Annotated in this window: 28 protein-coding genes; 4 read left to right on the top strand and 24 right to left on the bottom strand. The window is 51.2% G+C overall.

All coding sequences use genetic code 11. The annotated features are described in order from the left end of the window. Nucleotides 1–119 precede the first annotated feature (119 nt). Nucleotides 120–2,738 carry an SH3 domain-containing protein gene (locus AC5LIL_RS04120; protein WP_499824999.1) on the top strand — a complete coding sequence of 873 codons (2,619 nt, stop codon included), beginning with the start codon at nt 120–122 and terminating at the stop codon, nt 2,736–2,738. Between the two features lie 91 nt (nt 2,739–2,829). Here the strand turns inward: AC5LIL_RS04120 and AC5LIL_RS04115 are convergent, their stop codons facing one another. From AC5LIL_RS04115 to AC5LIL_RS04100, 4 genes are all read right to left on the bottom strand, one after another. Continuing rightward, on the bottom strand, nt 2,830–4,116 hold the full coding sequence (locus AC5LIL_RS04115; protein ID WP_499824998.1) for a methyl-accepting chemotaxis protein: 1,287 nt from the start codon (nt 4,114–4,116) through the stop codon (nt 2,830–2,832). A 123-nt stretch (nt 4,117–4,239) separates the two neighbouring features. After that, nucleotides 4,240–4,563 carry a hypothetical protein gene (locus tag AC5LIL_RS04110; RefSeq protein WP_499824997.1) on the bottom strand — a complete coding sequence of 108 codons (324 nt, stop codon included), beginning with the start codon at nt 4,561–4,563 and terminating at the stop codon, nt 4,240–4,242. 10 nt (nt 4,564–4,573) lie between these two features. Continuing rightward, nucleotides 4,574–5,401: a GNAT family N-acetyltransferase gene (locus AC5LIL_RS04105; RefSeq protein WP_499824996.1), complete on the bottom strand. Its 828-nt coding sequence runs from the start codon at nt 5,399–5,401 to the stop codon at nt 4,574–4,576. 66 nt (nt 5,402–5,467) lie between these two features. After that, nucleotides 5,468–5,953, bottom strand: coding sequence for a hypothetical protein (locus AC5LIL_RS04100; protein WP_499824995.1), 486 nt, complete (start codon nt 5,951–5,953; stop codon nt 5,468–5,470). Between the two features lie 156 nt (nt 5,954–6,109). Here AC5LIL_RS04100 and AC5LIL_RS04095 point away from each other — a divergent pair, with 156 nt between their 5' ends. Continuing rightward, nucleotides 6,110–6,610 (top strand): hypothetical protein, encoded by a 501-nt coding sequence (locus AC5LIL_RS04095; RefSeq protein ID WP_074033734.1) that lies wholly within the window; start codon nt 6,110–6,112, stop codon nt 6,608–6,610. 31 nt (nt 6,611–6,641) lie between these two features. Here AC5LIL_RS04095 and AC5LIL_RS04090 read toward each other — a convergent pair whose 3' ends face one another. From AC5LIL_RS04090 to AC5LIL_RS04080, 3 genes are all read right to left on the bottom strand, one after another. After that, nucleotides 6,642–7,577 (bottom strand): DMT family transporter, encoded by a 936-nt coding sequence (locus AC5LIL_RS04090; RefSeq protein WP_499824994.1) that lies wholly within the window; start codon nt 7,575–7,577, stop codon nt 6,642–6,644. Between the two features lie 106 nt (nt 7,578–7,683). Further along, nucleotides 7,684–7,971: a putative quinol monooxygenase gene (locus AC5LIL_RS04085; protein WP_499824993.1), complete on the bottom strand. Its 288-nt coding sequence runs from the start codon at nt 7,969–7,971 to the stop codon at nt 7,684–7,686. A gap of 142 nt (nt 7,972–8,113) precedes the next feature. After that, nucleotides 8,114–8,974, bottom strand: coding sequence for a YitT family protein (locus AC5LIL_RS04080; RefSeq protein WP_499824992.1), 861 nt, complete (start codon nt 8,972–8,974; stop codon nt 8,114–8,116). 179 nt (nt 8,975–9,153) lie between these two features. Here AC5LIL_RS04080 and AC5LIL_RS04075 point away from each other — a divergent pair, with 179 nt between their 5' ends. Further along, nucleotides 9,154–10,068: a YitT family protein gene (locus tag AC5LIL_RS04075; RefSeq protein ID WP_026825390.1), complete on the top strand. Its 915-nt coding sequence runs from the start codon at nt 9,154–9,156 to the stop codon at nt 10,066–10,068. 56 nt (nt 10,069–10,124) lie between these two features. Here the strand turns inward: AC5LIL_RS04075 and AC5LIL_RS04070 are convergent, their stop codons facing one another. The 17 genes from AC5LIL_RS04070 to AC5LIL_RS03990 form a co-directional block, all read right to left on the bottom strand. Next, nucleotides 10,125–11,180, bottom strand: coding sequence for a GGDEF domain-containing protein (locus tag AC5LIL_RS04070; protein WP_499824991.1), 1,056 nt, complete (start codon nt 11,178–11,180; stop codon nt 10,125–10,127). Nucleotides 11,181–11,273: 93 nt separating this feature from the next. Continuing rightward, nucleotides 11,274–11,501 (bottom strand): carbon storage regulator CsrA, encoded by a 228-nt coding sequence (gene csrA, locus AC5LIL_RS04065; RefSeq protein WP_214785909.1) that lies wholly within the window; start codon nt 11,499–11,501, stop codon nt 11,274–11,276. After that, nucleotides 11,501–11,938: a flagellar assembly protein FliW gene (gene fliW, locus AC5LIL_RS04060; RefSeq protein ID WP_499824990.1), complete on the bottom strand. Its 438-nt coding sequence runs from the start codon at nt 11,936–11,938 to the stop codon at nt 11,501–11,503. Before fliW ends, csrA begins: the two co-directional genes overlap by 1 nt. 15 nt (nt 11,939–11,953) lie before the next feature. Continuing rightward, a complete protein-coding gene (locus tag AC5LIL_RS04055; RefSeq protein WP_499824989.1) occupies nt 11,954–12,508 on the bottom strand; it encodes a DUF6470 family protein in 555 nt (184 codons plus the stop codon). A 27-nt stretch (nt 12,509–12,535) separates the two neighbouring features. Beyond that, nucleotides 12,536–13,471, bottom strand: a complete 936-nt coding sequence (gene flgL, locus AC5LIL_RS04050; RefSeq protein ID WP_339963241.1) for a flagellar hook-associated protein FlgL — start codon at nt 13,469–13,471, stop codon at nt 12,536–12,538. 6 nt (nt 13,472–13,477) lie between these two features. Continuing rightward, complete coding sequence (gene flgK, locus AC5LIL_RS04045) at nt 13,478–14,998, bottom strand: flagellar hook-associated protein FlgK (RefSeq protein ID WP_499824988.1); 1,521 nt, start codon at nt 14,996–14,998, stop codon at nt 13,478–13,480. A 14-nt stretch (nt 14,999–15,012) separates the two neighbouring features. Further along, nucleotides 15,013–15,369 (bottom strand): flagellar export chaperone FlgN, encoded by a 357-nt coding sequence (flgN, locus tag AC5LIL_RS04040; RefSeq protein WP_499824987.1) that lies wholly within the window; start codon nt 15,367–15,369, stop codon nt 15,013–15,015. A gap of 114 nt (nt 15,370–15,483) precedes the next feature. Beyond that, nucleotides 15,484–15,735, bottom strand: coding sequence for a flagellar biosynthesis anti-sigma factor FlgM (locus AC5LIL_RS04035; protein WP_499824986.1), 252 nt, complete (start codon nt 15,733–15,735; stop codon nt 15,484–15,486). A 23-nt stretch (nt 15,736–15,758) separates the two neighbouring features. Continuing rightward, a complete protein-coding gene (locus AC5LIL_RS04030) occupies nt 15,759–16,145 on the bottom strand; it encodes a flagellar protein (RefSeq protein WP_499824985.1) in 387 nt (128 codons plus the stop codon). A gap of 18 nt (nt 16,146–16,163) precedes the next feature. Further along, the gene (locus tag AC5LIL_RS04025) at nt 16,164–16,832 is read right to left on the bottom strand and encodes a ComFC family protein (RefSeq protein ID WP_499824984.1); all 669 of its coding nucleotides are present in this window, start codon (nt 16,830–16,832) and stop codon (nt 16,164–16,166) included. Beyond that, the gene (locus AC5LIL_RS04020; RefSeq protein WP_499824983.1) at nt 16,829–17,986 is read right to left on the bottom strand and encodes a DEAD/DEAH box helicase family protein; all 1,158 of its coding nucleotides are present in this window, start codon (nt 17,984–17,986) and stop codon (nt 16,829–16,831) included. Before AC5LIL_RS04020 ends, AC5LIL_RS04025 begins: the two co-directional genes overlap by 4 nt. A 125-nt stretch (nt 17,987–18,111) precedes the next feature. Continuing rightward, the gene (gene treC, locus AC5LIL_RS04015; RefSeq protein WP_271305323.1) at nt 18,112–19,746 is read right to left on the bottom strand and encodes an alpha,alpha-phosphotrehalase; all 1,635 of its coding nucleotides are present in this window, start codon (nt 19,744–19,746) and stop codon (nt 18,112–18,114) included. Between the two features lie 83 nt (nt 19,747–19,829). After that, on the bottom strand, nt 19,830–21,278 hold the full coding sequence (gene treP, locus AC5LIL_RS04010) for a PTS system trehalose-specific EIIBC component (protein WP_499824982.1): 1,449 nt from the start codon (nt 21,276–21,278) through the stop codon (nt 19,830–19,832). 200 nt (nt 21,279–21,478) lie between these two features. Continuing rightward, the gene (treR, locus tag AC5LIL_RS04005) at nt 21,479–22,186 is read right to left on the bottom strand and encodes a trehalose operon repressor (RefSeq protein ID WP_499824981.1); all 708 of its coding nucleotides are present in this window, start codon (nt 22,184–22,186) and stop codon (nt 21,479–21,481) included. Nucleotides 22,187–22,237: 51 nt separating this feature from the next. Further along, on the bottom strand, nt 22,238–23,086 hold the full coding sequence (locus tag AC5LIL_RS04000; protein WP_499824980.1) for a DegV family protein: 849 nt from the start codon (nt 23,084–23,086) through the stop codon (nt 22,238–22,240). Between the two features lie 94 nt (nt 23,087–23,180). Next, nucleotides 23,181–23,873 (bottom strand): response regulator transcription factor, encoded by a 693-nt coding sequence (locus tag AC5LIL_RS03995; protein WP_499824979.1) that lies wholly within the window; start codon nt 23,871–23,873, stop codon nt 23,181–23,183. 22 nt (nt 23,874–23,895) lie between these two features. After that, complete coding sequence (locus AC5LIL_RS03990; protein ID WP_499824978.1) at nt 23,896–25,020, bottom strand: sensor histidine kinase; 1,125 nt, start codon at nt 25,018–25,020, stop codon at nt 23,896–23,898. 180 nt (nt 25,021–25,200) lie between these two features. Between AC5LIL_RS03990 and AC5LIL_RS03985 the strand changes: the two genes are divergently transcribed. Beyond that, nucleotides 25,201–25,842: a YigZ family protein gene (locus AC5LIL_RS03985; protein ID WP_499824977.1), complete on the top strand. Its 642-nt coding sequence runs from the start codon at nt 25,201–25,203 to the stop codon at nt 25,840–25,842. The last annotated feature ends 36 nt before the right edge of the window (nt 25,843–25,878 follow it).

Raw genomic sequence — 25,878 nt, 5'->3', positions numbered from 1 at the left:
TAATCGACAAGCATTTACCTCTTTTAACAAATTATCCTTTCAATCGCATACCTACTTTTCTATACTTGTGACGAACCTATCCACAAAGTAGGAAATTACGGAAAAGGAGGACCCGCACGTTGAACAAAAGCATGAAACGCCTAAGTACATCGATACTCATCACATCTACCATTTTTGCAACACAACTTCCACATCAGGCGGATGCTGAAACAAAAGCTACAGTCACTACACCAATTTTAAACGTTCGCTCTTCTACCTCAACCACTTCTTCAATAGTTGGACAATTGAAAGAAGGACAAATTGTTTCGGTTCTCGGAACATCTGGGACATGGTCTCAAATCGATTTCAATGGATCGAAACGATATGTCGCGAGTTCCTATTTAAAAACGACTACGTCGACAAGCACTTCTTCTACAGTAGAGCGTTATAATACTACAGCAAAATTGAACTTACGCTCCGCAATGAGCCTATCAGCTACAGTTATCAATACGATTCCTGAAGGACACGAAGTTCGTTTGGTTTCTAAACACGGAGACTGGTATCGAGTATCATACGGTAGAAAGACAGGTTATGTCGCTAGCCAGTATTTAAAACCTCAAGATGGTGGAGAAGAACTTGATAAAACATCAACGACCATTGTGACATCAACTGTATTCATCACAAATCGTAAAGTCAATTTACACTCAAGCACGTCCTATACATCATCAATCGTTCGCTCGATTGACCAAGGTAAAGAAGTGCACTTAATTTCAACGCACGGCAACTGGGTACGCGTCAAATTTGGTGCGAAAATCGGTTATATGTCCATCAACGATGTCACTGAAAAAGATAAAATTGATTCCGACTCTAGTACGACCACTCCTGAAAAATACACGTTAAATGTAAACTTGAACTTCAGAACAAGCCCAACCTTCTCTGATAACATCATTAAAGTTATTCCGAAAGGACACGAAGTGTATCACATTTCTAACCATGGTGCTTGGGTCAAAGTACGATACGGAAACAAATATGGTTATTTAACGAAGGAACATTTAACTCCAGTCACTTCCACACCCAGTGAACCTGTAGAGACTGCAATTCCAGGGAGTCCTAAATTTGAATTACTCAAATCTCTCGTGTTGCGAGCTGCAGCTAGCTCTACTAGCACAGCTATTAAAACGATTGAAGCTGGAAAAGAAGTTCATGTGCTAGCGGTCAAGGGAGATTGGTACAAAGTCAAATTTGGTACCAAGTACGGCTATCTTCCGATTGCAGATTTGAAAGAGGTCATCGAAGTCGAAACACCCCCTGCTGGATCAATCGTGACCATCGGCAAGTATGATGTAATGGCAGACCTCAATCTAAGAACTGGTCCTGCAGAAACGTATAGTTCCATCAAAGTCGTTCCGAAAGGGAAAGAGGTTCATCTCATCTCTAAACACGGGAAATGGTTCAAAGTCAAATATGGGGCTAGTATCGGTTATATGGATTCAACATACTTAAAAGAAGCTGTTGAAGCTCCTACCGTACTGTATCGAGCAATTGTTACAGCAGACCCAACGTTGAACGTACGCTCCACTCCGGAAATTGGCGATAACTTAATTGGGAAATTGTCATACAACCAAATCGTACCGGTATTAGAAAACACAAATTCCAACTGGGCTAAGATTGAGTTCTATGTGAACGATGTCTTGACGACCGCATACGTTAGCCGTCAATACTTAACCTTATATGAAGGACCCGATGTGCCTGAACCAGAACCAGGTGAAAAAAATGTCGTACTAAATTATACGGACTATAACTATAGCTTGGTCTATATGCTTGGAAAACAAGCTAGTGTATATGCTCAAACCGACGCATACCGAAACGCACCGGGTTATGTTTCAAAAAGTTACGTATCACCGATTGACGGGACTCGAAACGGAAAAATTACAGCTTCTACATTGAATGTACGCTCTGAACCTAATGCCACTTCTCATATTTATGGCGTACTTCCATTGAACACAATCGTTACCATAACTGGCCAAGTCGGTGATTTCTATACGGTTTCGTATACACGAAAAGCAGGTCAGGGTGAACGAGTATTTGATAATACTTGGCGCATCGCTAAGAATGAAGATATTTTAAAATATATCGATCCGCGCTCGGTTCAATTCAATGATGTGAACGGATCGTCTCGAGAAGCATTCCAATATCTTGATTTATCTAAATCAGCAAATGTCTCTGCTACGGTCTTAAATAATGCCTTACAATCAAAAGGAACATTAAGCGGACAAGGTCAGGCATTCGTCAATGCTGCGAAAGATTTTAATATTAATGAAGTCTATTTGATGTCTCACGCCTTCCTTGAAACAGGGAACGGTACATCTACTCTCGCATCAGGGGTTTGGGTAGACCAAAATGGAAACTTGAGTACTTCTGCTGCCACAAACTATAAAAAGGTTTACAATATGTTCGGAATTGGAGCGATTGATAGCAATCCAACTGCAGCAGGGGCGAAACATGCATTTGTTCAAGGTTGGTTCAGTCCTGAAAGCGCGATTTATGGTGGCGGTCAATGGATCAGCGAGAAGTATATCAATAACTCAAGAAATCAAAACACGCTTTATAAAATGCGATTTAATCCGGACAATCCGGGTCTGAATCAATATGCCACTGATATTGGATGGGCCTATAAACAAACATATACATTGTATACAACGTATCAATTACTAAACTCTTATACGACTCACTTTGATATTCCAAGATTCACTTATTAATTGTGATTTAATAAAAACCACTCATGTAGTCGTTCGTTTCACACCGAACGACTACTATGAGTGGTTTTTTTCGTCTACCTTTTCCTTTTCATTATACTTTCATCTGTTCCGTCTCGTTCTGCAAACTCTCCGCGACACGAACGAGCTCTGTCATCGCCCCGTTCACTTCACCAAGGCTTGCCGCTTGCTGGCTCGCCGCTGACGTCACTTCATTCGCATAACGCGACGCTTCTTCGACCATACCGACGATGCCTGCCGAGTTCGTCACGACCGAATCGATCTGACCGCGTGATTCATCGAGGAGTGAATCGACCGAATGGACATGGCTGTACACTTCATTCGCTGAGTTATGAATCGATGCGAACGCACCGCCTGCTTTTTCAACCAAACCGACGCCTGTCTCCACTTCTGCTTTCACGTTTGCCATCGATGATGACGTGTCGCCAACGAGACGCTTCACGTCGACGATGAGATCCGTGATTTCTTGTGTCGAGTTCGCCGTTTGTTCGGCGAGCTTTTTCACTTCTGCCGCTACGACAGCGAAGCCACGTCCATGCTCTCCGGCACGTGCCGCTTCAATTGACGCGTTCAAGGCAAGCAAGTTCGTCTGTGCTGAGATGTCACTGATGACATCCGTGATACGTGAGATCTCGCCTGTCATCTCTGTCAACTGGCTGTTGAGCGTCGATGATTGCTCCACTTTTCCAGCAATTGCATGCATCGCGTTGACTGACGACGACGCGAGCCCTTTCCCGCTCTCCGCTTCTTGTTGCATCTCGCTCGCTGAATCAAGCGCCGATGACATTTCTTGACGGATGCTCTCCATTGTCCGCGCGACCGCTCCGAGTAAATCCATCGAATTGTATGTCGCACTGACGTTATCTTCTAACATCTTGTTGAGGGAATCCATCGCGACACGAATGTTTTCGCCTGCCACGTTTCCTTCTTGAACCGCTGCCGCAATCTCTTGCGCTGAACCTGTCAACTGGTCCGCCGTATAGCGCATGTTCGTTCCTTGCTCCCGGAGGTGCTCGACCATGTTGTCCATCGACAAGAGCAAACGTCCCATCTCCGAACGGTCTGATGTCTTCTCGTCCGCGAAGTGAACCGTCAAATCGCCGTTCCCGACTTCGACGGCTTTCTCTGAAGCCATCTCGACCGCTTTCAGTGGACGACGGGCAATCAAGTAAATGACAATGCCGCCGAGTGACGAGATGAGTAACGCCACGACCGTACCGACGAGCATGACCTGACCTTGTTCCATCTCGAGTTCTGTCAAAAGCAATAGCGTGATGTAGCCGACCGCTCCGCCCGTGATAAAGGACGTGACCAAAATCCACGCGAGCAGTTGCGTCGTAAAGTTTTTAAATACTTTCACTGTGTTGTTCCTCCTCATTGTGTTCATCACTCCCTATATCGTCCGATTTCCAATGAATGTATAGCGTTTTCAGTTGAACGTTTGGTCAATGAAAAAACGTACCCCGTAAAGGAGTACGTTTCGTCAAAACGCTTCATCGTCACGTTCGACGTGCGTCACACGGCGTGGCGTCGTCACTGCATCAATCGCGAGCGTGATCGCTGCCGCCCAGTGGAGCATCATCCCGACAATCGGAATGAACCCGAGGACCGATGCCGTGATCCCGACAGCCGCACCATACGAGAATCGGTTAAGTCGACTGAACGAGAGAATCAACACAATGACGTGATAGACGAACATGAATCCGAGGGGCGAATACCCCATCCCGATGATGAAGAGACCACCGAGAATCGGAATCCCAAGAAATGCTTCAAACGCTGCACCGAGCCATTTCAGATTTTTCACCATGTGGGTCACCTCATAATTCGATCATGTAAAACTCGTAGCCGCCATTTTCTGCAAAGCCTGCGCGCTTATAGATTTCGAGCGCCGCCTTGTTTTCCGTCTCGACATCGAGTTCGACTTTCGTCCGGCCCATACGGAACAGTTGTTGTACCATCTGCTTCAACATCTTCGTGCCGTAGCCTTTGCCTTGCTCGCATGCCTTGACGCCGAATGCGTGGATGCTTGCCGCATCGTCACCGACGAGAAGGGCACGGATGATGCCGACCGGTTTGCCGTCGACTTCGCCGATATACGTCACGCGGTCAGGTGTATCGATTTGTTGATAGATGTTTTCCGTCACATCGACCGGGTCACCGAACGCCTCGCTGAGTGTCGCGATGATGAGCGGGCGGTCGTCTGCCGTCGCCTCACGGAGCGATACCTCGTCCGGTTTCAAGAACAATTCCGCCTTCTTCAAGACGAGATTGTATTCCGAGAACTGATACGCTGCCTGAAGATGTTCAAGCACCGCCTTCCCAGACGCTGAGTTCCGGTCGATGACTAACGTGAACGCCTCACAGCCGTTCAGTTTCGCATCCCGTTTCGCCGTCTCGAGCAGTGCCGTGAAGACGCCTTGTTTCCGATATTCTGGATGGACGAGCGCATTCACCTCATACTCATTCGGGAGATACGGGAAGAGCATGAGATACCCGACGAGCGTTTCCCCGTCATATACCGCATAGTCGTTCTGTCCGAGCGACTCGTGACCGACTTTGACGTCGATTTTGTCGTTCGTATTGACCGCCTGTTCTAACGCCTTGACGTCATCTGCCTGTCTTACTTCTTCTACTGTCCAATTCATGTACATCACCTCATTTGTATTGTAGCACAAAGGAAAAAGCCCGCCGTAGCGAGCCAACTTACGAGATTATAACGTCCGAAACTCCAACTCAGGGAGTGTCTCGATCAATGCAGCGATCTCATCCGTATACGCCTCCGCGCCCGGGACGGCCTCTGTCGGTTCGACCCAGAAGAACGTCTTGTCGTTCGTGCCGAGGTAGTTGCCATAACCGACCTCTGTCGCGAACGCCTCTTCCGTCAATTCACGGTCGATCAAGTCCAAGTGGAACAAGAGCTGGTCGTCCCCATCCTCGACGTTATAATACAAATCGAACGTGCTATAGCTCTTCGTGTCCCCGATGTCGACGACGTCCTGTGCCTTCTCGATATAGACGTCACCGCGCTCAATCGCCGCAACGATTTTTGATGGCAAGATGATCTCATACCCGAGCTCTCGGTCACGGATCGTCTGCGTCGTATCCTCTGTCCGTCCCCGGGACGAGACGACACCGACCGTTGCCACCAATGCACCTGTCACACTGAGCGCGAGCGCCCATTTCATCGATTTGTTCACAAGAACCACTCCCTACTTGTTGATGTCTTCACTTGATTATCCCACAAGTTGATGACTTTTCATCAAATATTCTGAAAAAATGTTTCCCCTTACATTGACGACCGTCCGCCAATCCCATACGATGGTAGTAACGTACTAGAGAAAAGAGGAACTGACATGTCTAACGAAACTACTTTGACGCGCGCTCAGCTCGACGCGCTCTTGAAAAACGTCTTCGCCCTTCAAATCCCGGTCATCGAGAAATTCATGACGGATTTGTTTAAACAATACGTCTCGACGGCTTCCACGTTCAAACAAGATATGGACACGATGAAAGCGACAGACTGGCACAAGCACTTCTTCGGTCAAAAGGTCATGCCGCACCTCTTCATCGAGAACCTCGGCTTCGGCGCATCGTTCCGCCACCAAGGTCAAGAGAAGGTCGTCAGCATCCCGGAGAACATGACGGTCGTCAAACCGGACTCGGACGCACAGATCAAAGAGATTTTAGAGAACCTCGACAAGACGCTCGCGTCGATGGACGGGATCAAAAACAAAGGACTCGTCAAAAAGTTCTATAAAGAAACGCTCGAACTCATCTGTCAGCTCGGCAGCCGTACTGGCATGATGGATGACTTTTACGACAAAGTCAAAGGCAGTTTGACAACAAGTTCATGAAAATACCTCGCTCGAAGGAGCGAGGTATTTTTTATGCTTCCTTTTCAATTGCCATCGGAAGCTCGATGAATTGGCTCCGACTATGGAAGACGACGCCGACCATGACGAGTGTGATCCCGGTCAAGGCGATTGGGGACGGCATGACCGCATGGAGGAACAGGAGCTCGCCGATGAGGGCGAACAACACTTCGAGCGCCTGCGTCGCCTCGACGGACGCCAGTTTTCCCATGTCGTGTTTGACGAGGTCCGTCGCCTTGAAAAATAGGACGGTCGCGACAATCCCTGACAACAAGGCGACGAAGAACGTTTGTCCGAGCTGGCTCGATGAGGGACGCCCCGTCGTCAACCCGTACCCGAACAGCAAGAACCAGACCGGGAGCGACCCGAGACACATCCCGAGGATGCGTTCGAACACGTCGAGGTCCGTATGTTGCATCATCTTGCGGTTGCCGAGCGGATACGCGAAGGCCGCGATGACGACCGGGACGACACCAAGCCAAAGGAAGCGAGGCTCGAACGACTCAAAAAACTCGACTTGCATCAAGACGACACCGATCAAGATCAGGCTCGAGAACCGAAGTCCTCGCCACGGGATCTGTTCGCGTGACCCGTCCGCTTTTTTGAAGAGTGGCGACAACAGTGCCCCGGCGACGATCGTCACTTGCCACGTGCCCGCGATGAGCCACGGGGGTGCGACCTCGGCGGCGAGACAGATGGGAACGTAAAAGAATCCGAACCCGACCGTCCCCCAGATTATCCACGGACGCGGATTGTTTTTAAGTGCCGCGACGACCCGCTTGAGTCCTCCCCGTAAGGCGACGACGAGCATCAACAGTGGGATCATCCATAAAAAGCGGAGCGAGGCACTATAGGTGAAGCTACCTCCCCCGACTTGCATCACTTCGTTCAACACGAACGTGCTCGCAAAAAACAAGGCCGCGAAGACCCCGAGTATGAGTGGGCGCATACGTTCCCTCCTTTCCGAATCCTGTCTTGTTCTCGGTATCCATCTATTTCTCCTGCAAAAAAGACGGACGACGCGTGGTCATCCGCCTGTTGATTCAATGATTCCGTCACGTCCGCAGTTCGAGCGCGGCAATCCGCTCTATCCGCTCGAGGATGGGCTTCGCCTGATCGATATACGCCCTCACTTCAGTAAGCGACAACGACGCCGCATGCGCATCCTCACTCCGCCACACTTCATAGACGAACACCGTGTCCGCCTCGTCGAGCGACACGTGGACTCGATACGATTCACAGTCCGATGTCGCCTCCATCTCTCGCGCCGCTTCCGATAAAATCGCCACGAGTCGGTCACGTTGTCCCGCTTTTGTGACGAGCTTTCCGATCAGTGCATACATGCTCCATCCTCCCCTTTCCCTTGCATCGTCTCATTCCACTTTTTGCGTCCGATTTCCTGCCTTACTGGTTCAGACATGCGGAATGTTTTCACGGCACACGTATCCTTGTCATACAAAAAAACGGACGGCACGTGGCCATCCGTTAGTGAATATCGCGTTTTTGGAAATTCCCGCCTTTGACTTCCGTCACCTCGTACACGACAACGAACGCTTTCGGGTCGACTTGATCGATGATGTCCTTGATCTTTCGTTCTTCGAGCCGGTTGATGACGCACGTGATTTCGTAATAGCTCTCTTTTGAATACGCACCTTGGATTTGATTCAACGTGGCGCTCCGTCCGAGACGGTCCCGAATCGTCTCGACCATTTCATGCGGTTCACTCGTGATGATCTTGAACGTTTTCGCCCCGCTCAATCCCTCTTCGACGATATGAATCACTTTCGAGGCGATGAAATAGGCAATCGCCGACAAGACGGCTCCTTGGAGCCCGAACACCGTCGAGACGACGATGAAGACGAACGTATTCAAAAATAAAATCAAGTCACTCGTCCCGAACGGCAGTTTACGAGACAAGAGGACGGCCAGCATATCAATCCCGTCAAGCGCACCCCCGTTACGGAGGGAAATCCCCATCCCGAATCCCAGGATGATTCCGCCGACCACGGTGATGAGGAGCGCGTCGCCCTCGATGATGGTCGGGACATGGTGCATGATCACCGTACCGACAGACAACGACGCGATTCCCGTGACGGAAAGGATTGCGAAGCTTTTCCCAATCTGTTTATACCCGAGATAGATGAACGGGATATTGAGAATCCCGATAAAGATTCCGAGCGGTAATCCCGTGAGCTGCGATCCGACGATACTGATGCCGGTGACGCCCCCGTCCGACACGTTGTTCGGGATGAGTACAGACTCCAACCCATATGCCGCAATGAGTCCGCCGATGATGTTCATGATGATTTGAAACCCCATCAACCAGACTTTATTCTCTCGTTTCATGATCCATTGACCTCCTTCTCACTTTCAACAACTTTCTAAGCCTACCACAAAATAATACTGAAATAATTTACAGGAAATCATCAATCTATTCTGAATATTCATGTCAGATTCTCTGTCTTAAAGGATTTTGTGTCGGCTCGTTTTGGTATACTTAAGAAAATGGAAAGGGGGCACTACGTATGCAGCGTACACCCATGCCTTCCCCGACACCGGAGGAAGTGCAGCGCTTAAGGCGCGAACATAATCCGATCAAAGCGTCCGAACTGTTTGCGAAAGTCGTCCTCTTGCTGCTCGGTTCCCTCGTCTTCGCGGTCGGCCTGGAGGCGTTCCTTGTTCCGAACCAGATCATCGACGGTGGGATCGTCGGGGTCTCGATCATCGTCTCGTATTTGACGGAGACGAAACTCGCCATCTGGCTCGTCCTGTTCAATTTGCCGTTCATCTACTTCGGCTATCGGCAAATCGGGAAAACGTTCGCCGTCGTCACGTTGACGGCGATCCTGCTCATGTCGGCGTTCACAATCGTCTTGCATGACATCAAACCGTTCACGGACGATTTGCTCTTGTCTACCGTCTTCGGGGGCTTCTTGCTCGGGGCCGGAATCGGGCTCGTCATCCGCGCCGGTGGGTCGCTAGACGGGACCGAGATTCTCGCCGTCTCCTTCACGAACCGCTTGCCGTTCTCGGTCGGGGAGATCGTCATGTTCTTCAACATCTTCATCCTCGGGACGGCCGGCTTCGTCTTCAGCTGGGACCGGGCGATGTACTCGCTCCTCACCTATTTCATCGCCTTCAAGACGATCGATGTCGTCTTGGAAGGGATCGATCAGTCGAAGGCGGCGTGGATCATCACGACGGCACCGGAAGAGATTGGCCAAGCAATCATGGACCGGCTCGGTCGGGGCGTGACGTATCTCCATGGAGAAGGGGCCTATACCGGAGATGGGAAGAAAGTCGTCTTTACGGTCATCAGCCGACTCGAGGAGACGAAATTAAAAGATATCCTTGACGACTATGACGAGAAAGCGTTCCTTGCCATCGGCAACATTCACGACGTCCGAGGCGGACAGTTCAAGAAGAAAAACATTCACTAAACGTGAAATCCCCTATAACCGCTGGACACCATTTGCCAACGGTTATAGGGGGTTTTTTAGGCGAAGCGGACCTGGTCCCGTCCATTCCGTTTCGCATCATATAAAGCCTCGTCCGCTCGTTCGAACACGACCATGCTCGGTTCGTGCCCTGCGACCGCGGCACCGATCGAGACGGTCATCGGGATGACCTCGCTCTGACATTCGAACGTCGTGTGGCGCACCGTCTCAACTAACGATTCGGCCACTTCTTTCGCCTGTTCACTACCCTCGATCACGAGCAAGAACTCCTCCCCGCCGTAACGACCGACGAACCCGCCCGGCGGACAGTGCCGTTCGAGCGTCTGACCGATATGTCGGAGCGCGGCGTCTCCTGCCAGATGACCATATGTATCGTTCAACTGCTTGAAGTGATCGACATCGATGACGAGTAACGTCCATGGCTTCCCGGACATCTCCAAGTCGTTCATCTGTTCGAGCGTCCGGTAACGGTTCGGGAGTCCCGTCAATTCATCGACGGTCGCCCGATGCGTATGCAGGAGGAACATCCATAGATGCGTCTCGAGCTTCTTCGCCCCCCAGTAACAGAGCCACGCCCCGAGCGACAGCATAAGGAAGTACGGGATGAAGACGTTCACGAACACCATCGTATCCACACTGCCGGTCACGCGAATCAAGACGAGCAGCGCACCGAATCCGACATAGACGGCATATCCTCGTGATCGATGCATCGGGACACGCGAGAGGAGAAGCGAAAAGATGTAAAAAACGACGAACATGAGAATCGAATCGACGAACGGGGCACTCATTCCATGCAAGGTCATGCGTCCGATAAAGATGAGCGCGAGCGTGACGACGGCACCGAACGGTCCGGCGTACGTTGCCGACAAGGCAATCGGGATGAGACGGAGATCGATCCTCGCATCGCCAAGCTCGATGGCGTTTAAGGTCAACAAGATCGCCGTCAATCCGTTCGATACCCCGAACCAAAAACGGACGAACAGCGGGGAGGACGGTTGAATCGGCAAGACCGTCCGCATCACATAGAACGTGAGCGACATGAGTAAAAAGATGATACTGATATTAATAAAAAACTGGTTGATGACCGTTCCCATCGATTCGCCTCCTTCCCTTTCCGTTTCCATCCTATCCCAACCAGGTGAAAAATGTCACCCTTACATTCTATATTTACAAAAAAAGTCGAAAGCTCACGCTTCCGACTGCTTTTTGATCATTTGTTTCATCAAGTTGGCACTGTTCCGTGCCGACTCATTCTCTTCTTGCATCTGAATGTACACTTCATGTCGATGGATATCGATATGGCGCGGGGCATCGATGCCGAGTTTCACCTGGTCACCCTCGATGGCGAGCACCGTGAGCGTCACGTCGTCCCCGATATGGATCGCCTCGCCTTGTTTTCGTTTCAATACGAGCATCAGCGCACCTCCGCCTTCGTGCCGCCGAGCGGATAACGGGCCGGGTAGGCATCATCTAAGATGACTTGCTTCCCGCGACGTTCCTTCGTCTCGATGACGATCGGTGCCTTCAAGTTGAGCGTCGACGCATCGAACGGCTCACGCAATGTGACGATCGAGTAGACAGAGACGTGTTCCGCTTCTGCGATCCCCAGCTGATCCTTCGCCCCATCCGACAGTTCGAACGAATAGTCCGACTTGTGCCAGAACGGATTCGTCACGACGAACGCGCACGCCTTCTCTTCGATTGACTGGAGCGACCAGAACGGCAGCTCTTCCCCGTACGGAATCAACACGAACGTCTTCGATTCCGGGAATCCCGGAATCTCACTGACAAACGTGATCGTCTCCGCTTCATTTATTTCAATCTTGCCAAAGTAGTCTGTTTCAATGAACATGGATTGTCCTCACTTTCAACGCGTTTCATCATACATCCCACCGACCGGCCAGATCTCGAGCGATGCCTGTTGACGGAGAGAAATATCCGTCGTCCATGGCGTGAACGAAATGTCCGCCGGTGTGAGCGATACATCAATCTGTGGCGGTGTAATATTCCATTCGATTTTCACATCCGCCGGCGTATACGTCAACTTGACACGGTCGATTGATTTCGGCATATAGCCCATCTCGACAATCGGATACGGATCGTTCACTTTCTCCGCCGCCATCGAAGGGATCGGGTTGCCGTTCTCGATGCGCATCATACGGTCCCCTTCACGGGCGATGTTCATCATCGCTTCGCGGGCCCCTTGTTCCCCCATTTGTCCGAACGATTTACCGAGTTCGAACGCCCCTTTCAGGTTACTCTCACTCCGTGCCACCGAAGAATCGACTTCAAGTCTTCCTTGAGTCGTCTGTTGCGTCATCTCGGCTTTCCCTTGCTGCATCGACATGTCCGCCCGACCTTGACGCATCTCGAGCACCGGTCGGTTCGAGGTCATCTGGATGGCAGCAAACGTTTGCCGCATTTCAAGTCTCGCGAGATTCATGACCGATTACCGGAGGAAGTCAAGGAGCGTCGGTTGAATGATCCGAGCACCTGCCGAGAGTGCGGCGCGGTGTACCGTCTCATGCGACTTCAATTCCATGATGACTTTCTCGACGTCAATGTCTTCGTTGTCGGACATGATCGTCTTCGCGATAATCTCGTGGTCTTGCAGACGATTGTCGACGAGCTCCAAGCGGTTCGCCCGGGCACCGAGCTCAGACCGCTCCGTGATCAAGTTTTGACCGATCGTATCGAGCGTCTCGAGTTGGGCCGATAAGTCGGCACCTCCCGTATTTTCATCGGCGAGCAAACCGCTCAGTTGCTTCAATCCTTCAAAGAGCTCTCGTCCGAAGACGGTCTCCGGCTGCATGTTCACTTGCATTGTGATGCCTTTTGAGACTTCAAATTCGATTTTCCCGCTCGCCGTCGGAGGACCGTCCGTTCCATAAATCGACTCGAGCGTCGCCCCTGGCGCTTCATTCAAATAGTCTTTCAGCGCCTGCATGTCAATGAGCGGTTGATCCGTTTTCGTCCCATTATAAATATACTTCTCGCCCGCCTTCGAGTTGGCGAGTGAGCCGATATGTTCGATCAACTGGTCGACCTCGCTCTTGATGATCGCGCGCTGTGACGACTCGTACGTATCGTTCGCGGCTTGCGTCGTCAATTCCCGAATCCGTTTGACGGCTTCCGTGACTTCGTTCAAGGTCGAGTCCGTCATGTCCATCCAGCTTGTCGCCTCGCTGACATTGCGACGGAACTGGTCGACTTCCCGCACTTCGGTCCGGTACCGGATCCCCTGCATCGCGACGACCGGGTCCTCCGATGCCTTTTGGATCCGCTTCCCGCTGATTAGTTGTTCCTGGACGCGGGCGAGCGTGTTATAGCTACTCGATAAGTGTTTCAAGTTCGTCTGTGTGAGCATCGTCTGTGTGACACGCATCAGTCATTACCTCCCAACGACACCCATGCCGTTAATGATTTTGTCGAGCATCTCGTCGACGGCCGTGATGTTCCGTGCCGCCGCATTGTATGCATGTTGATATTGGATCATCATCGTCATCTCTTCATCGAGTGAGACCGCGCTCACCGACTGGCGGCGCTGGTCCGAGCTACTCAAGAGGGCGAACGTGCTCTTCGCGAGGTTCGCGTTCTGACTCGCCTCGACCGCCATGTTCCCGATGACGTTCTGATAGTACTTCCCGATCGATGTCGTCGTTGTGGCCGACCCGGCAAAGCTGAGTGCCATCTCTTTTAGACGTGCGAGTTCGAGCGCCCCGCTCCCGTCCCCGATATTGCCGTCTTTTGAGGCGGCGATCAAGTCAAGGTTACTCATGAACGTCTCGTTCACTTCGATATTCGACGCTGTGATGTCGGTGTTCGTGTTCGTTCCTGAGTTCACGAAGAAATCGTTTCGCCCGTTCGTCCCTGATGCATCTTTGTTCGTCATGTGTGCATTGTTAAACGCCGTCGCAAACACGCTCGCCATCTCGTCTAAGTCTTTGAGCATCTTCGTGTACGCCCCGTCCGCCGCTTCAGGACCCGTTTGGCTTCCGTACATCTCAACGAGTGCTCGTAATTTGCCGTTCGGCATGTCTTGGAGCGGCATCGCCTCAGCTGTCGCAGCATCTGCCGCACGATACGTCGACTCGGTCATTGCCCCGACGCCACCCGTGATGCCATCGACCAATTTGATCGGATTCGGATTTCCTGGCACGGTGATTTGGATGTCGATCCGTCCTTCTGCGACACGTTGCGAGTTCCCGCGTGTCTCCCCGTTCAAGTAATCGACGGGCACACGCTCAAACTCGATATATTGCGAGAGCTCGTCCATGTAACGGTCGCGCTCGTCATACAGTTCGTTCGGCAAGACGCCAAGTGGTTCCGCGTCCCCGATTTGACGGTTCACGTTATTGATCTTCGTCAACAAGTCGTTGATTTTTTTCGACACGACGCCCGCTTCCGCTTTCAAATCGTCTTGCACTTTCGTCAGCGACGAAGACATATAGTTGAACGTCTCGGCGAGCGTCATCGCCCGCTGGCGGACGACGCTTCGTGCGCCCGTATCGTCGGGGTTGACCGACAAGTCCTGAAGTGATGCCCAGAACAAGTCGAGCGATTTGGCAAGACCGTTCTCAGACGGTTCGTTGATGATGTCCTCCATCCGACCGAACGCTGCCTCTTTCGTCGCATAGAACGCGTTCTTCACCGACTCATCGCGATACTGCTGGTCGATCATGAGATCGCGAATCCGGGCGAGCGTTTCTCCGCGTACCCCTGTTCCGAATTGTCCGGCTTTCGTGCCACCGAAGTTGACCGAGAGCTGTTCCGTCATCCCGAGGGTAAGGCGTTGGCGTGAATAGCCAGGATTTGAGGCGTTCGCCACGTTGTTCCCCGTCGCCTGCAGCGCCCATTGGTGTGTCGTCAGGCTGCGGCGCGCCGTCTCTAATCCCATAAATGTTGAGCCCATTCTGTACTTCCTCCTTAAACGTCACGGCTGAACGAGCGTGTTTCAAACGCCTGTTGTCCGTATGTGAAATCATCTGCTTCTGGCAAGAGCATATCCAAGTGCCAGGTAATATAACGAAGGGACTGTTCGAGAAGCGATGCGTTCAATTCGTTCTGACGCTTCAACTCGAACAAGACCAGTCTCAGTTCCTCTATCTCTTCATCGTCCAATTCATACATCCCTTGAAGTCGTTCCGCTTCTTTTTGTGAGATTTGTCGGACGAGTTTCGCCTCTTCTTTGACGAGCGCGCTAAAAGCGGCCATGTCATTTTGAACGAGCAGCTGTTCTTTTGTATAGGCCAACTCGAGTAAACGTTTATGTAATGTGAGCATGAGTCTCTCCTTTTTTCAAAAAAAGAGCCGACTAAAGAAAGGGGTGCCCCTTATTTAGTCAGCTTCCGTGCCGTGTTATTCAGTGCGAAGGCCTCAAACGGACCTCGCTTCCATTCATCCTTGTAGAAAGCGTTTGGCGATTTCACGCGCGTCCCGTGAATACGTGCCCGCATCAATCTCTGCTTTCAAAGCGTCGATTTTTGCGAGACGGTTCGGATGTTTCACCGGTTCTTCAAACCGGGCGCGGGCTTCCGCCGAGATTGACAATTGGTCCGTTTGGCGTGATGGCGCGGGCTTCGGCTCGACTTGCGTTTTCTTTTCATAAGTGTTCGGTAAGTGTACCCACTTGGCTGAATCGATGCGCATGCGTCTTCCCCCTCTTCATAATGTTAATCCAAACGATAAGCGCGAGCAGATGACGACTTCGTCACGCTCTCTTGTAGACTAGACAGTTCCTTCTGCATATCTCTCTGGCAATTCGAACAGATTTTCCCTTCGTTCGTCGGTTGGCCACAACGTACACAGCCGATTAAGAGTTCCGGGTTGTCCTTGATGATCAGGCGTCCTTCATGGATATATCGCGTGATATCAAGTTCTGACACACCCGTCGCTTCGACGAGAGCGCCGATGTTCGTTGCTTTGTTTTTTGGTTCACGAATGAAGTCACGGACTTTCAAAAAGTTTTGATAGTCGACTTCATTACATGATGGGCAATAAGGCGAGCGACCTTGTTTCATAAACAAGCGTCCGCACATTTGGCAAGATGCTGCATCCATTGGTTTCACCTCTGCCTTTTATATCGGACGCGTTTTTGATTTGTTTAGCGCCCTAAATAAGCAAATCGCAGAAACTTCTGTCGCGCCCGCCTGCCGTAACGAAAATGCCGCTTGATGGAGCGTCGTCCCCGTCGTATAGACATCGTCTACAAGAATAATTTTCCCACATTTCACTGAAGTTGGTACAGTGAAAGGATTCGTTCGGTGTCGTCTTTCTTCTTTCCCGAGTTCGCGTTGACTCGAAACCTCGGATTTCTCGATCAGTTGCCGGGTCGGACCAATCTTTCGTGCGAGCACTTCCGCTTGGTTGAAGCGACGCAACCTGTGCCGTTCGTCACTGAGCGGGACGGGCACATACGTCACGCCAGGTTCTCGCAGTGCCCGAAGTCTTGGTGCGACCGATGCGGCAATGACGACGTCCCCACTGAATTTGAAGCGATGTAGCCACTCCAAGCCTGCCTCGTCATAGGCGTACAGACAACGGACGGTCAAATCAGAGCCGAGCGCGAGCCAGCGGATGCAGTCCGAGCACGTCTCCTCAGCCTCATTCGGTTGACCACAGCGCGGGCAGCCTGTCCCGAGCGGCGTCAGTCGGTCCTCACATGCCGGGCACACCCAGTCACGTCGCCATAACGTAGCCGGTGTCCACGGGACGGTCATCGCTTCGTGACAGAGAAGACACTTCATCGGCTGTTCGCCTTGATGATCCCCCGGATAGCGAGATCTTGCCGAAACGTCCGTTCCCCGTAAAAGAAGCAGACCTCGCCTGTCGGCGCATCCGGCTTTCGTCCGGCCCGCCCCGCCATTTGAATGAGCCCTCGTGTCGAGAAGAGTCGATGTTCGCTCTCAAGTACCCCGACCTGTACGTCCCGGACCGTCATCCCCCGCTCCCAGATTGATGTCGCGAGGACGATTCCCTTCGTTTCTTGGAGCCAGTGCAGCGCGTCGGTCCGCTCCTCGGTCTCGGCCGATACCGTCCGACACGTAAATCCCGCGTCTTCTAGCGTCTTACGATATCGCTCGAGGTGAGGCTTTGTCGGTACGAACAAGAGACGTGGTTTTGCGGTGTGACGTCGACAGAAGTCGAAAATCTGCTCGTCCGACTGTTTGACGAGTGTCGGCACCGGCAAATCGAACCCGTGATAGCGACGGGACAGATGCACCGTCGAAACCATCTGTTGCCAAGCGGTCGGGGTCGCCGTGATGAAGACAAACACCCCTTTTCCGACCCGATAGATGGTGCGCCATAACGTCATGTCAAAAGCGAACGGGAAGGCATCGGACTCATCGATGAGCACATAATCAAATACGTCTCGTAGATTCAACAACAACGGTGCGGTCGCCACCGTGATCATCCCGATGGAACCTTTCTCCCCACCCCCGTAACGTCTCGTGACGGGCACGGTGAATGCTTGTTCGAGCCGTTCCACCCATTCGATGGCGACATCTTTCCTCGGGGAGACGATCAATACCCGCTTCCCTTCATTGACGACCTGCTCGATCACATGGAACGTCATCTCGGTCTTCCCGGCGCCGCACACCGCATGGACGAGACCGGTCTTCCGTTCGTCCCACCACGTGAGTAACTGACTCGCGACCCGCGTTTGGGCTGGTGCGAGCTCGAATGGCATCGTCAATTCGGTCGTTTCAAGAGGTGTCGTGATGTCCCGCTCTTGAAGAAAATCACATCGACAGACACGCCCAAGATAAAGACAGTTCCGGCAGTAGGCACACGACCCATGGTGACAGGTGAACGTTCGGACGTCCGTGCTGAGACAGCGTTGACAGATGCCAAAACGGATGGCGCACGCCCCCGTTGATGCAACGATGAGTTCCCCCATACCCCTTTGCTCCTTTTTTTCTTTCACGCTAACAGAGTGGACGTCTGAGTGCGACTTGGCTTATGAAAGACAACCGATTGACTAAACATAAATAAGACCCGAGGAAAAAGTCGGGTCCTACCTGCTTATTTCTGTTTGTAGAACATGATCGCCTCGTATGGACGAAGGGACAACGTCGTTCCGTCGAGCTCAGGCACGTCATAGTTGTGGCTGACGACGCTCACCCGCTCGAAACCTTCCGGGATCGTGTACGTCGTTTCCGTTCCGTAGAAGTTGGCGACGACGAGGAGCTCCTCGCGGTCGGTCTTTCGTGTATATGCCCAAACGTCTAACGAATCAGGCGTGAGGAGCGTATAGTCCCCGTCCGTTAAGACGTCAAGTTCTTTTCGTAATGCAATCAAGTTCTTGTAGTGGTAGAACACCGAGTTCGGGTCATCGAGTGCCGCTTCGACGTTCACGTCCTGATAGTTCGGTGCCACGTTGATCCACGGTGTGCCGTTCGTGAAGCCGGCATGTGTCGTCGCATCCCACTGCATCGGTGTCCTCGAGTTGTCGCGTGACTTTTGTTTGATGGCCGCCATCATGTCTTCATGCGACACACCTTCTTCGCGTTTCAACTTATAGTTGTTGAGCGTCTCGATGTCACGATATTCGTTCAAATCATCGAAGCCAGGATTCGTCATCCCGATTTCTTCTCCTTGATAGATGTACGGTGTCCCTTGGAGACCGTGGAGTACGGTCGCAAGCATCTTCGCACTCTCGACGCGATGGTTCGTGTCGTTCCCGAAACGGCTGACGACGCGAGGTTGGTCATGGTTGCACCAGAAGATGGCGTTCCATCCCTTCCCGTGCATCCCTTGTTGCCACGTCGACATGATGTCTTTCAACTGGATAAAGTCGAACGGGGAGGCGACGAACTTCTCGCCGTTCGGGTAGTCGACTTTCAAGTGGTGGAAGCTGAACGTCATGCTGAGTTCGTTCTCGTCCGGGTTCGAATAGCGCACGCAATGGTCGAGCGTCGTCGACGACATCTCCCCGACCGTGATGACGTCATGCCCATCAAATACTTCTCGGTTCATCTCTTTCAAATATTCATGGATGCGTGGGCCGTCCGTATAGAACTTCCGACCGTCAGACTCGTCTTCCGGGAAATCTTGCTCTTTTGAGATCAAGTTGATGACGTCGAGACGGAACCCTTTGATTCCTTTCTCGCGCCAGAAACGCATCATCTCATAGACGTCTTCACGCATCTGTTCATTCTCCCAGTTCAGGTCGGCCTGGGTCACGTCGAACAAGTGGAGATAGTATTGGCCGCTCTTCTCGTCATATTCCCACGCGTTCCCACCGAACTTCGATTCCCAGTTCGTCGGCTCGTCGCGCCAGATGTAGTAGTCACGGTACCGCTCGTCTCCCGCCAATGATTTCTGGAACCATTCATGGTCTGTTGACGAGTGGTTGACGACGATGTCCATCATGAGGCCAATGCCCCGCGCCTCTGCCTCACGAATCAATTCGTCGAGGTCTTCCATCGTGCCGTAAGACGGGTCGATGGCATAGTAATCACTCACGTCATAGCCGTTGTCGTGTTGAGGTGACTGATAGACAGGCGTCATCCAAATGTATTCGATGCCGAGTTCTGCCAAGTAATCTAGCTTCGCCGTCACCCCTTTGATCGATCCGGTCGCGTTTCCTTCCGGACTGTAAAAGCTTTTCGGGTAAATTTGATAGACGACTGATTTGCGCCAATTTTTCTGTGTCATCAACGACATCTCCTTTTTTGTAAGAGTTTTCATTTCAATAGGAAAGAGGGAAGAACTGCCGTCCCTCCCTCCCGAGTCAATGCTTATGCGACTTTATTTTCTTCGATTTCACCTTTCTTCATGTAACGCTTCGACAAGATGAACGTAAGCGCGAACGGTACGATGATCGCGATGATCATCCCGACGATGAAGAGAAGGATTTTGTCTGTGAAGATTGAGAGGAATCCAGGGAGTCCTCCGACACCGATCGCGATCGCTTGAACATCATTCAATGTGATGAAGATGGCTGCGATCGCTGACCCGATCATCGCAGAGTAGAACGGGAATTTATTCGGCAAGTTGACCCCGAACATCGCCGGCTCCGTGATCCCGAAGTAAGCCGAGATGGCTGAAGTCGATGCCATGCTCTTTTGTTTCGCGTTGTGCTTGTAGACGAAGAACATCGCGAGTGCAGCAGAACCTTGCGCGATATTTGAGAGTGCGATCATCGGCCAGATGAACGTACCGCCTGTATCTGCGATCAACTGAAGGTCGATGGCGATGAACAAGTGGTGCATCCCTGTGACGACGAGTGGTGCGTAGAACAATCCGAAGAGGAGTGCCCCGACGACCGGTACGGCTTCAAACGTGTTGACGAGTCCTGTCGCAATCACATTACCAATTCCGCGTGTGATTGGTCCAACGATTGCGAGTGCGAGGAATCCAGTGACAACGATTGTCGTGATTGGAACGACCAAGAGTTGAATCGCATTCGGTACACGTTTTTTCAAGAACATCTCAATTTGGCTCAAAATATAAGCCGCGGCGAGAACCGGTAAGATTTGACCTTGATAGCCGACTTTCTCGATCTCGAACAGTCCGAGGATATCGAACGTCGGTACTTCTCCTTCAAGTGCCGCTGTCCCGTAGCCCCAAGCGTTCATGAGGTCCGGGTGGACAAGCAAGAGACCCATGACGATCCCGAGCACTTCGCTTCCGCCGAAACGTTTCGTCGCCGACCATCCGACGAGTGCCGGTAAGAAGACGAATGACGTGTTCGCCATCATGTTGATGAGGTCCCAAAGTCCTTGTAAGTTCGGATAAGCCTCGATGAGCGTCTGCCCGTCGATGAAGAGACCTTCAGAAGCAAGTAAGTTGTTGATCCCCATGAGGAGACCGGCCACGATGATGGCTGGAATGATTGGCATAAAGACGTCAGAGAAGACTTTGACGAGTTTTTGAAGCGGATTCATTTTTTTGCCGCCTGCGGATTTGACCTCGGCGACCGTCGCCGCCTCGAGTCCTGCAAGTTTAATGAACTCGGCATAGACGCGGTCGACATCGCCGGCTCCGATGACGATTTGATACACGCCGGAGTTCTCGAACGCCCCTTTGACGAGATCGACTTCTTTCACACGTGCCTCATCGACTTTTGACTGGTCTTTGAGGGAGAGACGGAGACGTGTCACACAGTGTGCGGCCTTATCCACGTTCTCTTTGCCGCCGATCGCTTCTAAGATGTCTGCGGCAATTTGACGATAATCTGCCTTCATGTTTATGTCCTCCTTTGTTTGAAAACTTCTAATGAAAACGGTTACTTATGAGTACAAACAAAGTATAACTTATCTATATAAGTTAAGTCAACAACTTATATATACAAGTTTGAGTGAAGGTTCTGCGACAGGATTTATTGTAAAAAAATCCCTTAGTCATGATCATTCAAACAAAAAACCTCTTCCTGTTCGAAAGAGGTTTAGCGCCGGGCGACGTCGCTGAACTGGAACTTGTCCAAGCGGTGACGCGATTCCGTATATTCAAATTGCTGTCCTTCATATAAGAACGTATCGTTCGTGATGACGATGACATATTCATAGTCGTGCAAATCGAGACGCATCCGGTCGAGCTCGGTCACGTCCTCTGCCGCGATCTTCCGTTTGGCGTAGCTAATCTGTAAGCCGAGCTCTCCTTCGATATAGCCATAAATCGAACGAGCAGCAATCTCTTCTGTCAATCCAGGGACGTGGTCTTTGACGAAATAGTTGATGTCGAGGATGACGTTCTCCCCGTCAAAATTTCGGACCCGTTCGATGCGAAACACATGTGTCCCCGCCTTCAAGTTCATCCGTTCGGCAAGCCAAGGTGGGGCCTCCATCTCTTCAAACGCCGCGACGTGCGTCTGGATGGAATGACCAAGCATGCTGGCGTACACTTCCGAGAAACTGACGATGCCGTTGAATTGAAACTCGATCTGGTCCCGCTTCAACACGAAAACACCTTTCCCGTGGTGCTTTCGGACGTACCCGTTCTCCTGTAAGAGATCGAGTGCCTTACGGACCGTACCCCGACTCGCCTCGAACTGATGCATCAGCTCCGTCTCCGACGGAAGTTTCGAGTCTGCAGGTCTCGTGCCGTTCCGCATCTCTTCTGCCAGCCGCTCAAATATTTGGCGATATTTCGCCATCGCATTCCCTCCTCCATTAAAAAAGACGACCAATAGCGGTCGTCTTGTGGTTTACCATTCGCGACGATACCAAGTGATGCCGATTGCACCAGGTCCGAGATGCGTTCCGATGACCGGACCGAAATGGCTTCCCGAGATGTGTGCTTTCGGGAACTTCTGTTTCATCGAAGCGATTTCTTCCGCCTGACGCTCCGGGCAGTTGGCGTGAATGATTCCGATACAGTATCCCTCACCGTCACCTGCGATCGACTCTTCCATCATTTCTTCGATTCGACGTACAGCCTTCTTATACGTACGAATCTTCTCAAATGGGACAATCAACTTGTCTTGGAAGTGAAGGACCGGCTTGATTTGTAAAAACGAGCCGACGAGCGCTTGCGCGGCGCTCAATCGTCCACCACGTTGCAGATGATCGAGGTCATCGACGACGAAATAGGCGCGAATCGAATCACGGACCGTCTCGAGTCGGGCGATGATTTCTTCTGGCGTGGCGCCTTTGTCACGGAGGTTTAACGCCTCTTCGACCAAGAACGCTTGCGGCATACAAGAAATCTCTGAGTCAAACGCATGAACGGTCACGCCAACCATATCATTTAACGCGACCATCGACTGGTACGTTCCGCTGATGCCACTTGAGAGTGTGATGGCGATCACGTCCGTCACATCATCCGGCAAATTCTCAATCAACTCGACCGTCTCACCGATGACCGGTTGTGACGTCGTCGGCAGTTTGCCTGCCTCGATTCGCTCATAAAACGCCTCCGTCGACATATCGATCGACTCGCGGTACGACGCGCCATCGAAGATGACACTGAGTGGAGCGACATGGACGTCATGTCGTGCCAAAAAATCATCCGACAGATAGGCGGTACTGTCGGTTAAAATCGCAATGTTTCCCATACTATATCCTCACTTTACGTCGTTTCATTTTCCAATTATGTTAGGATTCCATTCCATATTGTAACACAAAAACGAGGTAAAGCATCGGTGACGCTCAAATCTCGACCCATCCCCGGCGAATCGCATCGACGACCGCTTGCGTCCGGTCGTTTACATCCATTTTACGGAGGACAGAGGACACATGGTTTTTAACCGTTTTTTCACTGATGAACAACATGTCACTGATGTCTCGGTTCGACCGACCATCCGCGAGAAGGTGTAACACTTCGACCTCACGACGTGACAACAGTTGGTATACCGGGTCATCCGTGCGGTTCTCGACGCCACGACCCGCCTGTTCTCCTTTGAATTGCAAGAGACGACGATACTCTTTCAAGACGTTTGTCGTCACTTTCGGATGAAGGTAAGCCCCGTCCCGAGCGACGGCACGGACAGCTGAAATCAATTCAGTCGACGCCACTTCTTTTAAAAGAAAACCGGAGGCACCCGCTTCAAGCGCATGTGTGATATACGACTCATCATCGTGGATTGAGAGGATGAGGATGCGTGTCTCCGGTGAAAGGAGCGACAGTTGCTTCGTCGCCTCGATTCCGTTCATATCCGGCATGTTGATGTCTAAAATCATGATCTCCGGTTTTTGTTCGCCGGCGATGCGAATCGCCTCGCGACCCGTCCGTCCTTCTGCGACGACCGTAAATTCATCTTCTAAATCAAAAATCCGCTTTAATCCTTCGCGGAACAGTTCGTGATCATCCACGATTGCAATGCGTGTCTGTGTCATTTCCATGTATGTCTTCCCCCTTGTTCTCTCACGGAATCGGAATCGACATGCGGACGACCGTCCCCTTGCCGACTTCCGAGTCAATGGTGATACTTCCGTTCACCAACTCAATTCGCTCACGCATCCCGACGATCCCAAACGACTCTTCGCCAATCGTACTCGGTTCGAAACCGATGCCATAGTCGCGGATGTGAAGGTGAATCACATCGCTCGCCTGTTCGACATTGACGATGATTTCTGGCGTCTTGGCATGCTTGATCGCATTTTGCACCGCTTCCTGTACGAGACGGAACACGTTGATTTCTAACTTCTCCGGCAGACGGGCACGTGACCCGCGATAGTTGAGACGTGTCTTGATGGCCGTATACTCCTCCGTTTGGTGGAGATAGCGCTCGAGCGTCGGTAAAAAGCCTAAATCGTCAAGCGACATCGGACGCAAATCGTAAATCAGACGACGTACGTCGACTAGCGCCCCACGAATCAATTTTTTCAATTCATGTAATTCGGCAAACGCCTCGTCTTTCCCTCGTTTATCAAACGTCTTTTCAATCAAGTCGGCACGAATCAAAATATGGGCAAGCGATTGCGCCGGTCCGTCGTGCATCTCGCGAGCGAGGTGACGTCGTTCACGCTCGGCCGCTTCGAATACACCGATAGCCATCTCCTGCTTTTTCATCATGTCCGAATATTCTTGTTGCAGGTCGTCCCGTAAGAAGTTCAAGACGACGCTGACACGACCGATCAGTTTTTCGGCACGTTCGATCGTGTCCTCTAAAATAAGAAGTCGTCGTTCTAAATCGTTACGACGCTGCTGGGCCGCCATCTCTTCTTTTTGAACGAGAAACCGCTCCAATTGCATCTGATTCGCCCGTTCATAGGCTTCACGAATTTCTTGCTCACTATGTATATGAAACTTTTTGCTAACTTGAACGAGCTTGGCTTTTGCGGCTTTCACGAGTCGGTCGAGTCGATCGGACTCCTCGATGTAGAACTCGATTTTATCCGTCAATTCTTTCAACTCGTTTTGAATCGCTGAATATTCAGTTGATGAACTTTCGGTTATACGGACAATCTCCTCTTTACTTTCCGTCACCGTATCAATCATATTTGTTATGATATGTTCTAAAGCTGTCCGATCGGTAATATGATTCACGATGCCATCCCCTAATAGTTCGGTAGTTAATCCTCATCTATCCTTATATATCGTCCACTTGAAAACAGGTTTACAGTGAACATGAGAGATTTTCTATAAATTGCATTCGCCAATTGAAGCGTATGTGCCTACTTGAATTCTAAAAAAAATATTCAAAAATAGAAAGGAGAATTTTCAGAAATGTCTATTGAGTCAAATTATACTATAAAACAAAGTGGAACATACGAAGTCGTCATACAAAAGTCAAAATTTATCGCCCACTTCAAACGTGTCGAAACCGAGGAAGAGGCGCAGTCGTTTATCCAAGGCATCAAAAAAGAGCATTGGAACGCGAACCACAACTGTTCTGCCTATATCATCGGGGAACGGAACGAGCACCAGAAAGCGAACGATGACGGGGAACCGAGTGGTACAGCAGGCATGCCGATGCTCGAGGTGTTGCGGAAACGTCATCTCAAAGACACGGTCGTCGTCGTGACACGTTATTTCGGAGGCATCAAATTGGGCGGAGGCGGACTCATCCGGGCATACGGTGGGACCGTCAGCGAAGGACTCGATGCGATCGGGATTGTCGAACGTTTGCAAATGCAGCAATTGACGCTCACCGTCGACTACACCTGGATCGGCAAAGTCGAGAATGAATTGCGACAGTCCACCTACTTGCTCGACGATATCTCGTATACCGACCTTGTCACGTTTCACGTCTCAGTACCCGTGGAAGAAACAACTATAGCGCTCGATTGGCTGACGGACATGACAAACGGTCAAGGAGCGCTACAAACCCATGATATCCGCATCATCGAACGTGATTTCAAACGCTGAAACGCCTATACTAAAAGAAACAACTGAAATGAGGAA

The sequence above is a fragment of the Exiguobacterium sp. RM11 genome, from assembly GCF_059821525.1.
This window is presented reverse-complemented; position numbering and strand designations above follow the sequence as displayed.

Excerpts from the sequence above, each read along its gene's own strand:
- AC5LIL_RS04075 (WP_026825390.1), top strand. The coding sequence starts at position 9,154 with ATGCAGCGTACACCCATGCCTTCCCCGACACCGGAGGAAGTGCAGCGC.
- AC5LIL_RS04085 (WP_499824993.1), bottom strand. The coding sequence starts at position 7,971 with ATGTATGCACTGATCGGAAAGCTCGTCACAAAAGCGGGACAACGTGAC.
- AC5LIL_RS03985 (WP_499824977.1), top strand. The coding sequence starts at position 25,201 with ATGTCTATTGAGTCAAATTATACTATAAAACAAAGTGGAACATACGAA.
- AC5LIL_RS04055 (WP_499824989.1), bottom strand. The coding sequence starts at position 12,508 with ATGCGGCAAACGTTTGCTGCCATCCAGATGACCTCGAACCGACCGGTG.
- csrA (WP_214785909.1), bottom strand. The coding sequence starts at position 11,501 with ATGCTCGTATTGAAACGAAAACAAGGCGAGGCGATCCATATCGGGGAC.
- AC5LIL_RS04030 (WP_499824985.1), bottom strand. The coding sequence starts at position 16,145 with ATGGATGCAGCATCTTGCCAAATGTGCGGACGCTTGTTTATGAAACAA.
- treR (WP_499824981.1), bottom strand. The coding sequence starts at position 22,186 with ATGGCGAAATATCGCCAAATATTTGAGCGGCTGGCAGAAGAGATGCGG.
- treP (WP_499824982.1), bottom strand. The coding sequence starts at position 21,278 with ATGAAGGCAGATTATCGTCAAATTGCCGCAGACATCTTAGAAGCGATC.
- flgK (WP_499824988.1), bottom strand. The coding sequence starts at position 14,998 with ATGGGCTCAACATTTATGGGATTAGAGACGGCGCGCCGCAGCCTGACG.
- AC5LIL_RS04070 (WP_499824991.1), bottom strand. The coding sequence starts at position 11,180 with ATGGGAACGGTCATCAACCAGTTTTTTATTAATATCAGTATCATCTTT.
- AC5LIL_RS04020 (WP_499824983.1), bottom strand. The coding sequence starts at position 17,986 with ATGGGGGAACTCATCGTTGCATCAACGGGGGCGTGCGCCATCCGTTTT.
- AC5LIL_RS04090 (WP_499824994.1), bottom strand. The coding sequence starts at position 7,577 with ATGCGCCCACTCATACTCGGGGTCTTCGCGGCCTTGTTTTTTGCGAGC.
- AC5LIL_RS04080 (WP_499824992.1), bottom strand. The coding sequence starts at position 8,974 with ATGAAACGAGAGAATAAAGTCTGGTTGATGGGGTTTCAAATCATCATG.
- AC5LIL_RS04095 (WP_074033734.1), top strand. The coding sequence starts at position 6,110 with ATGTCTAACGAAACTACTTTGACGCGCGCTCAGCTCGACGCGCTCTTG.
- AC5LIL_RS03995 (WP_499824979.1), bottom strand. The coding sequence starts at position 23,873 with ATGGAAATGACACAGACACGCATTGCAATCGTGGATGATCACGAACTG.
- flgL (WP_339963241.1), bottom strand. The coding sequence starts at position 13,471 with ATGCGTGTCACACAGACGATGCTCACACAGACGAACTTGAAACACTTA.
- AC5LIL_RS04000 (WP_499824980.1), bottom strand. The coding sequence starts at position 23,086 with ATGGGAAACATTGCGATTTTAACCGACAGTACCGCCTATCTGTCGGAT.
- AC5LIL_RS04035 (WP_499824986.1), bottom strand. The coding sequence starts at position 15,735 with ATGCGCATCGATTCAGCCAAGTGGGTACACTTACCGAACACTTATGAA.
- fliW (WP_499824990.1), bottom strand. The coding sequence starts at position 11,938 with ATGTTCATTGAAACAGACTACTTTGGCAAGATTGAAATAAATGAAGCG.
- AC5LIL_RS04025 (WP_499824984.1), bottom strand. The coding sequence starts at position 16,832 with ATGAAGTGTCTTCTCTGTCACGAAGCGATGACCGTCCCGTGGACACCG.
- treC (WP_271305323.1), bottom strand. The coding sequence starts at position 19,746 with ATGACACAGAAAAATTGGCGCAAATCAGTCGTCTATCAAATTTACCCG.
- AC5LIL_RS04105 (WP_499824996.1), bottom strand. The coding sequence starts at position 5,401 with ATGAATTGGACAGTAGAAGAAGTAAGACAGGCAGATGACGTCAAGGCG.
- flgN (WP_499824987.1), bottom strand. The coding sequence starts at position 15,369 with ATGCTCACATTACATAAACGTTTACTCGAGTTGGCCTATACAAAAGAA.
- AC5LIL_RS04110 (WP_499824997.1), bottom strand. The coding sequence starts at position 4,563 with ATGGTGAAAAATCTGAAATGGCTCGGTGCAGCGTTTGAAGCATTTCTT.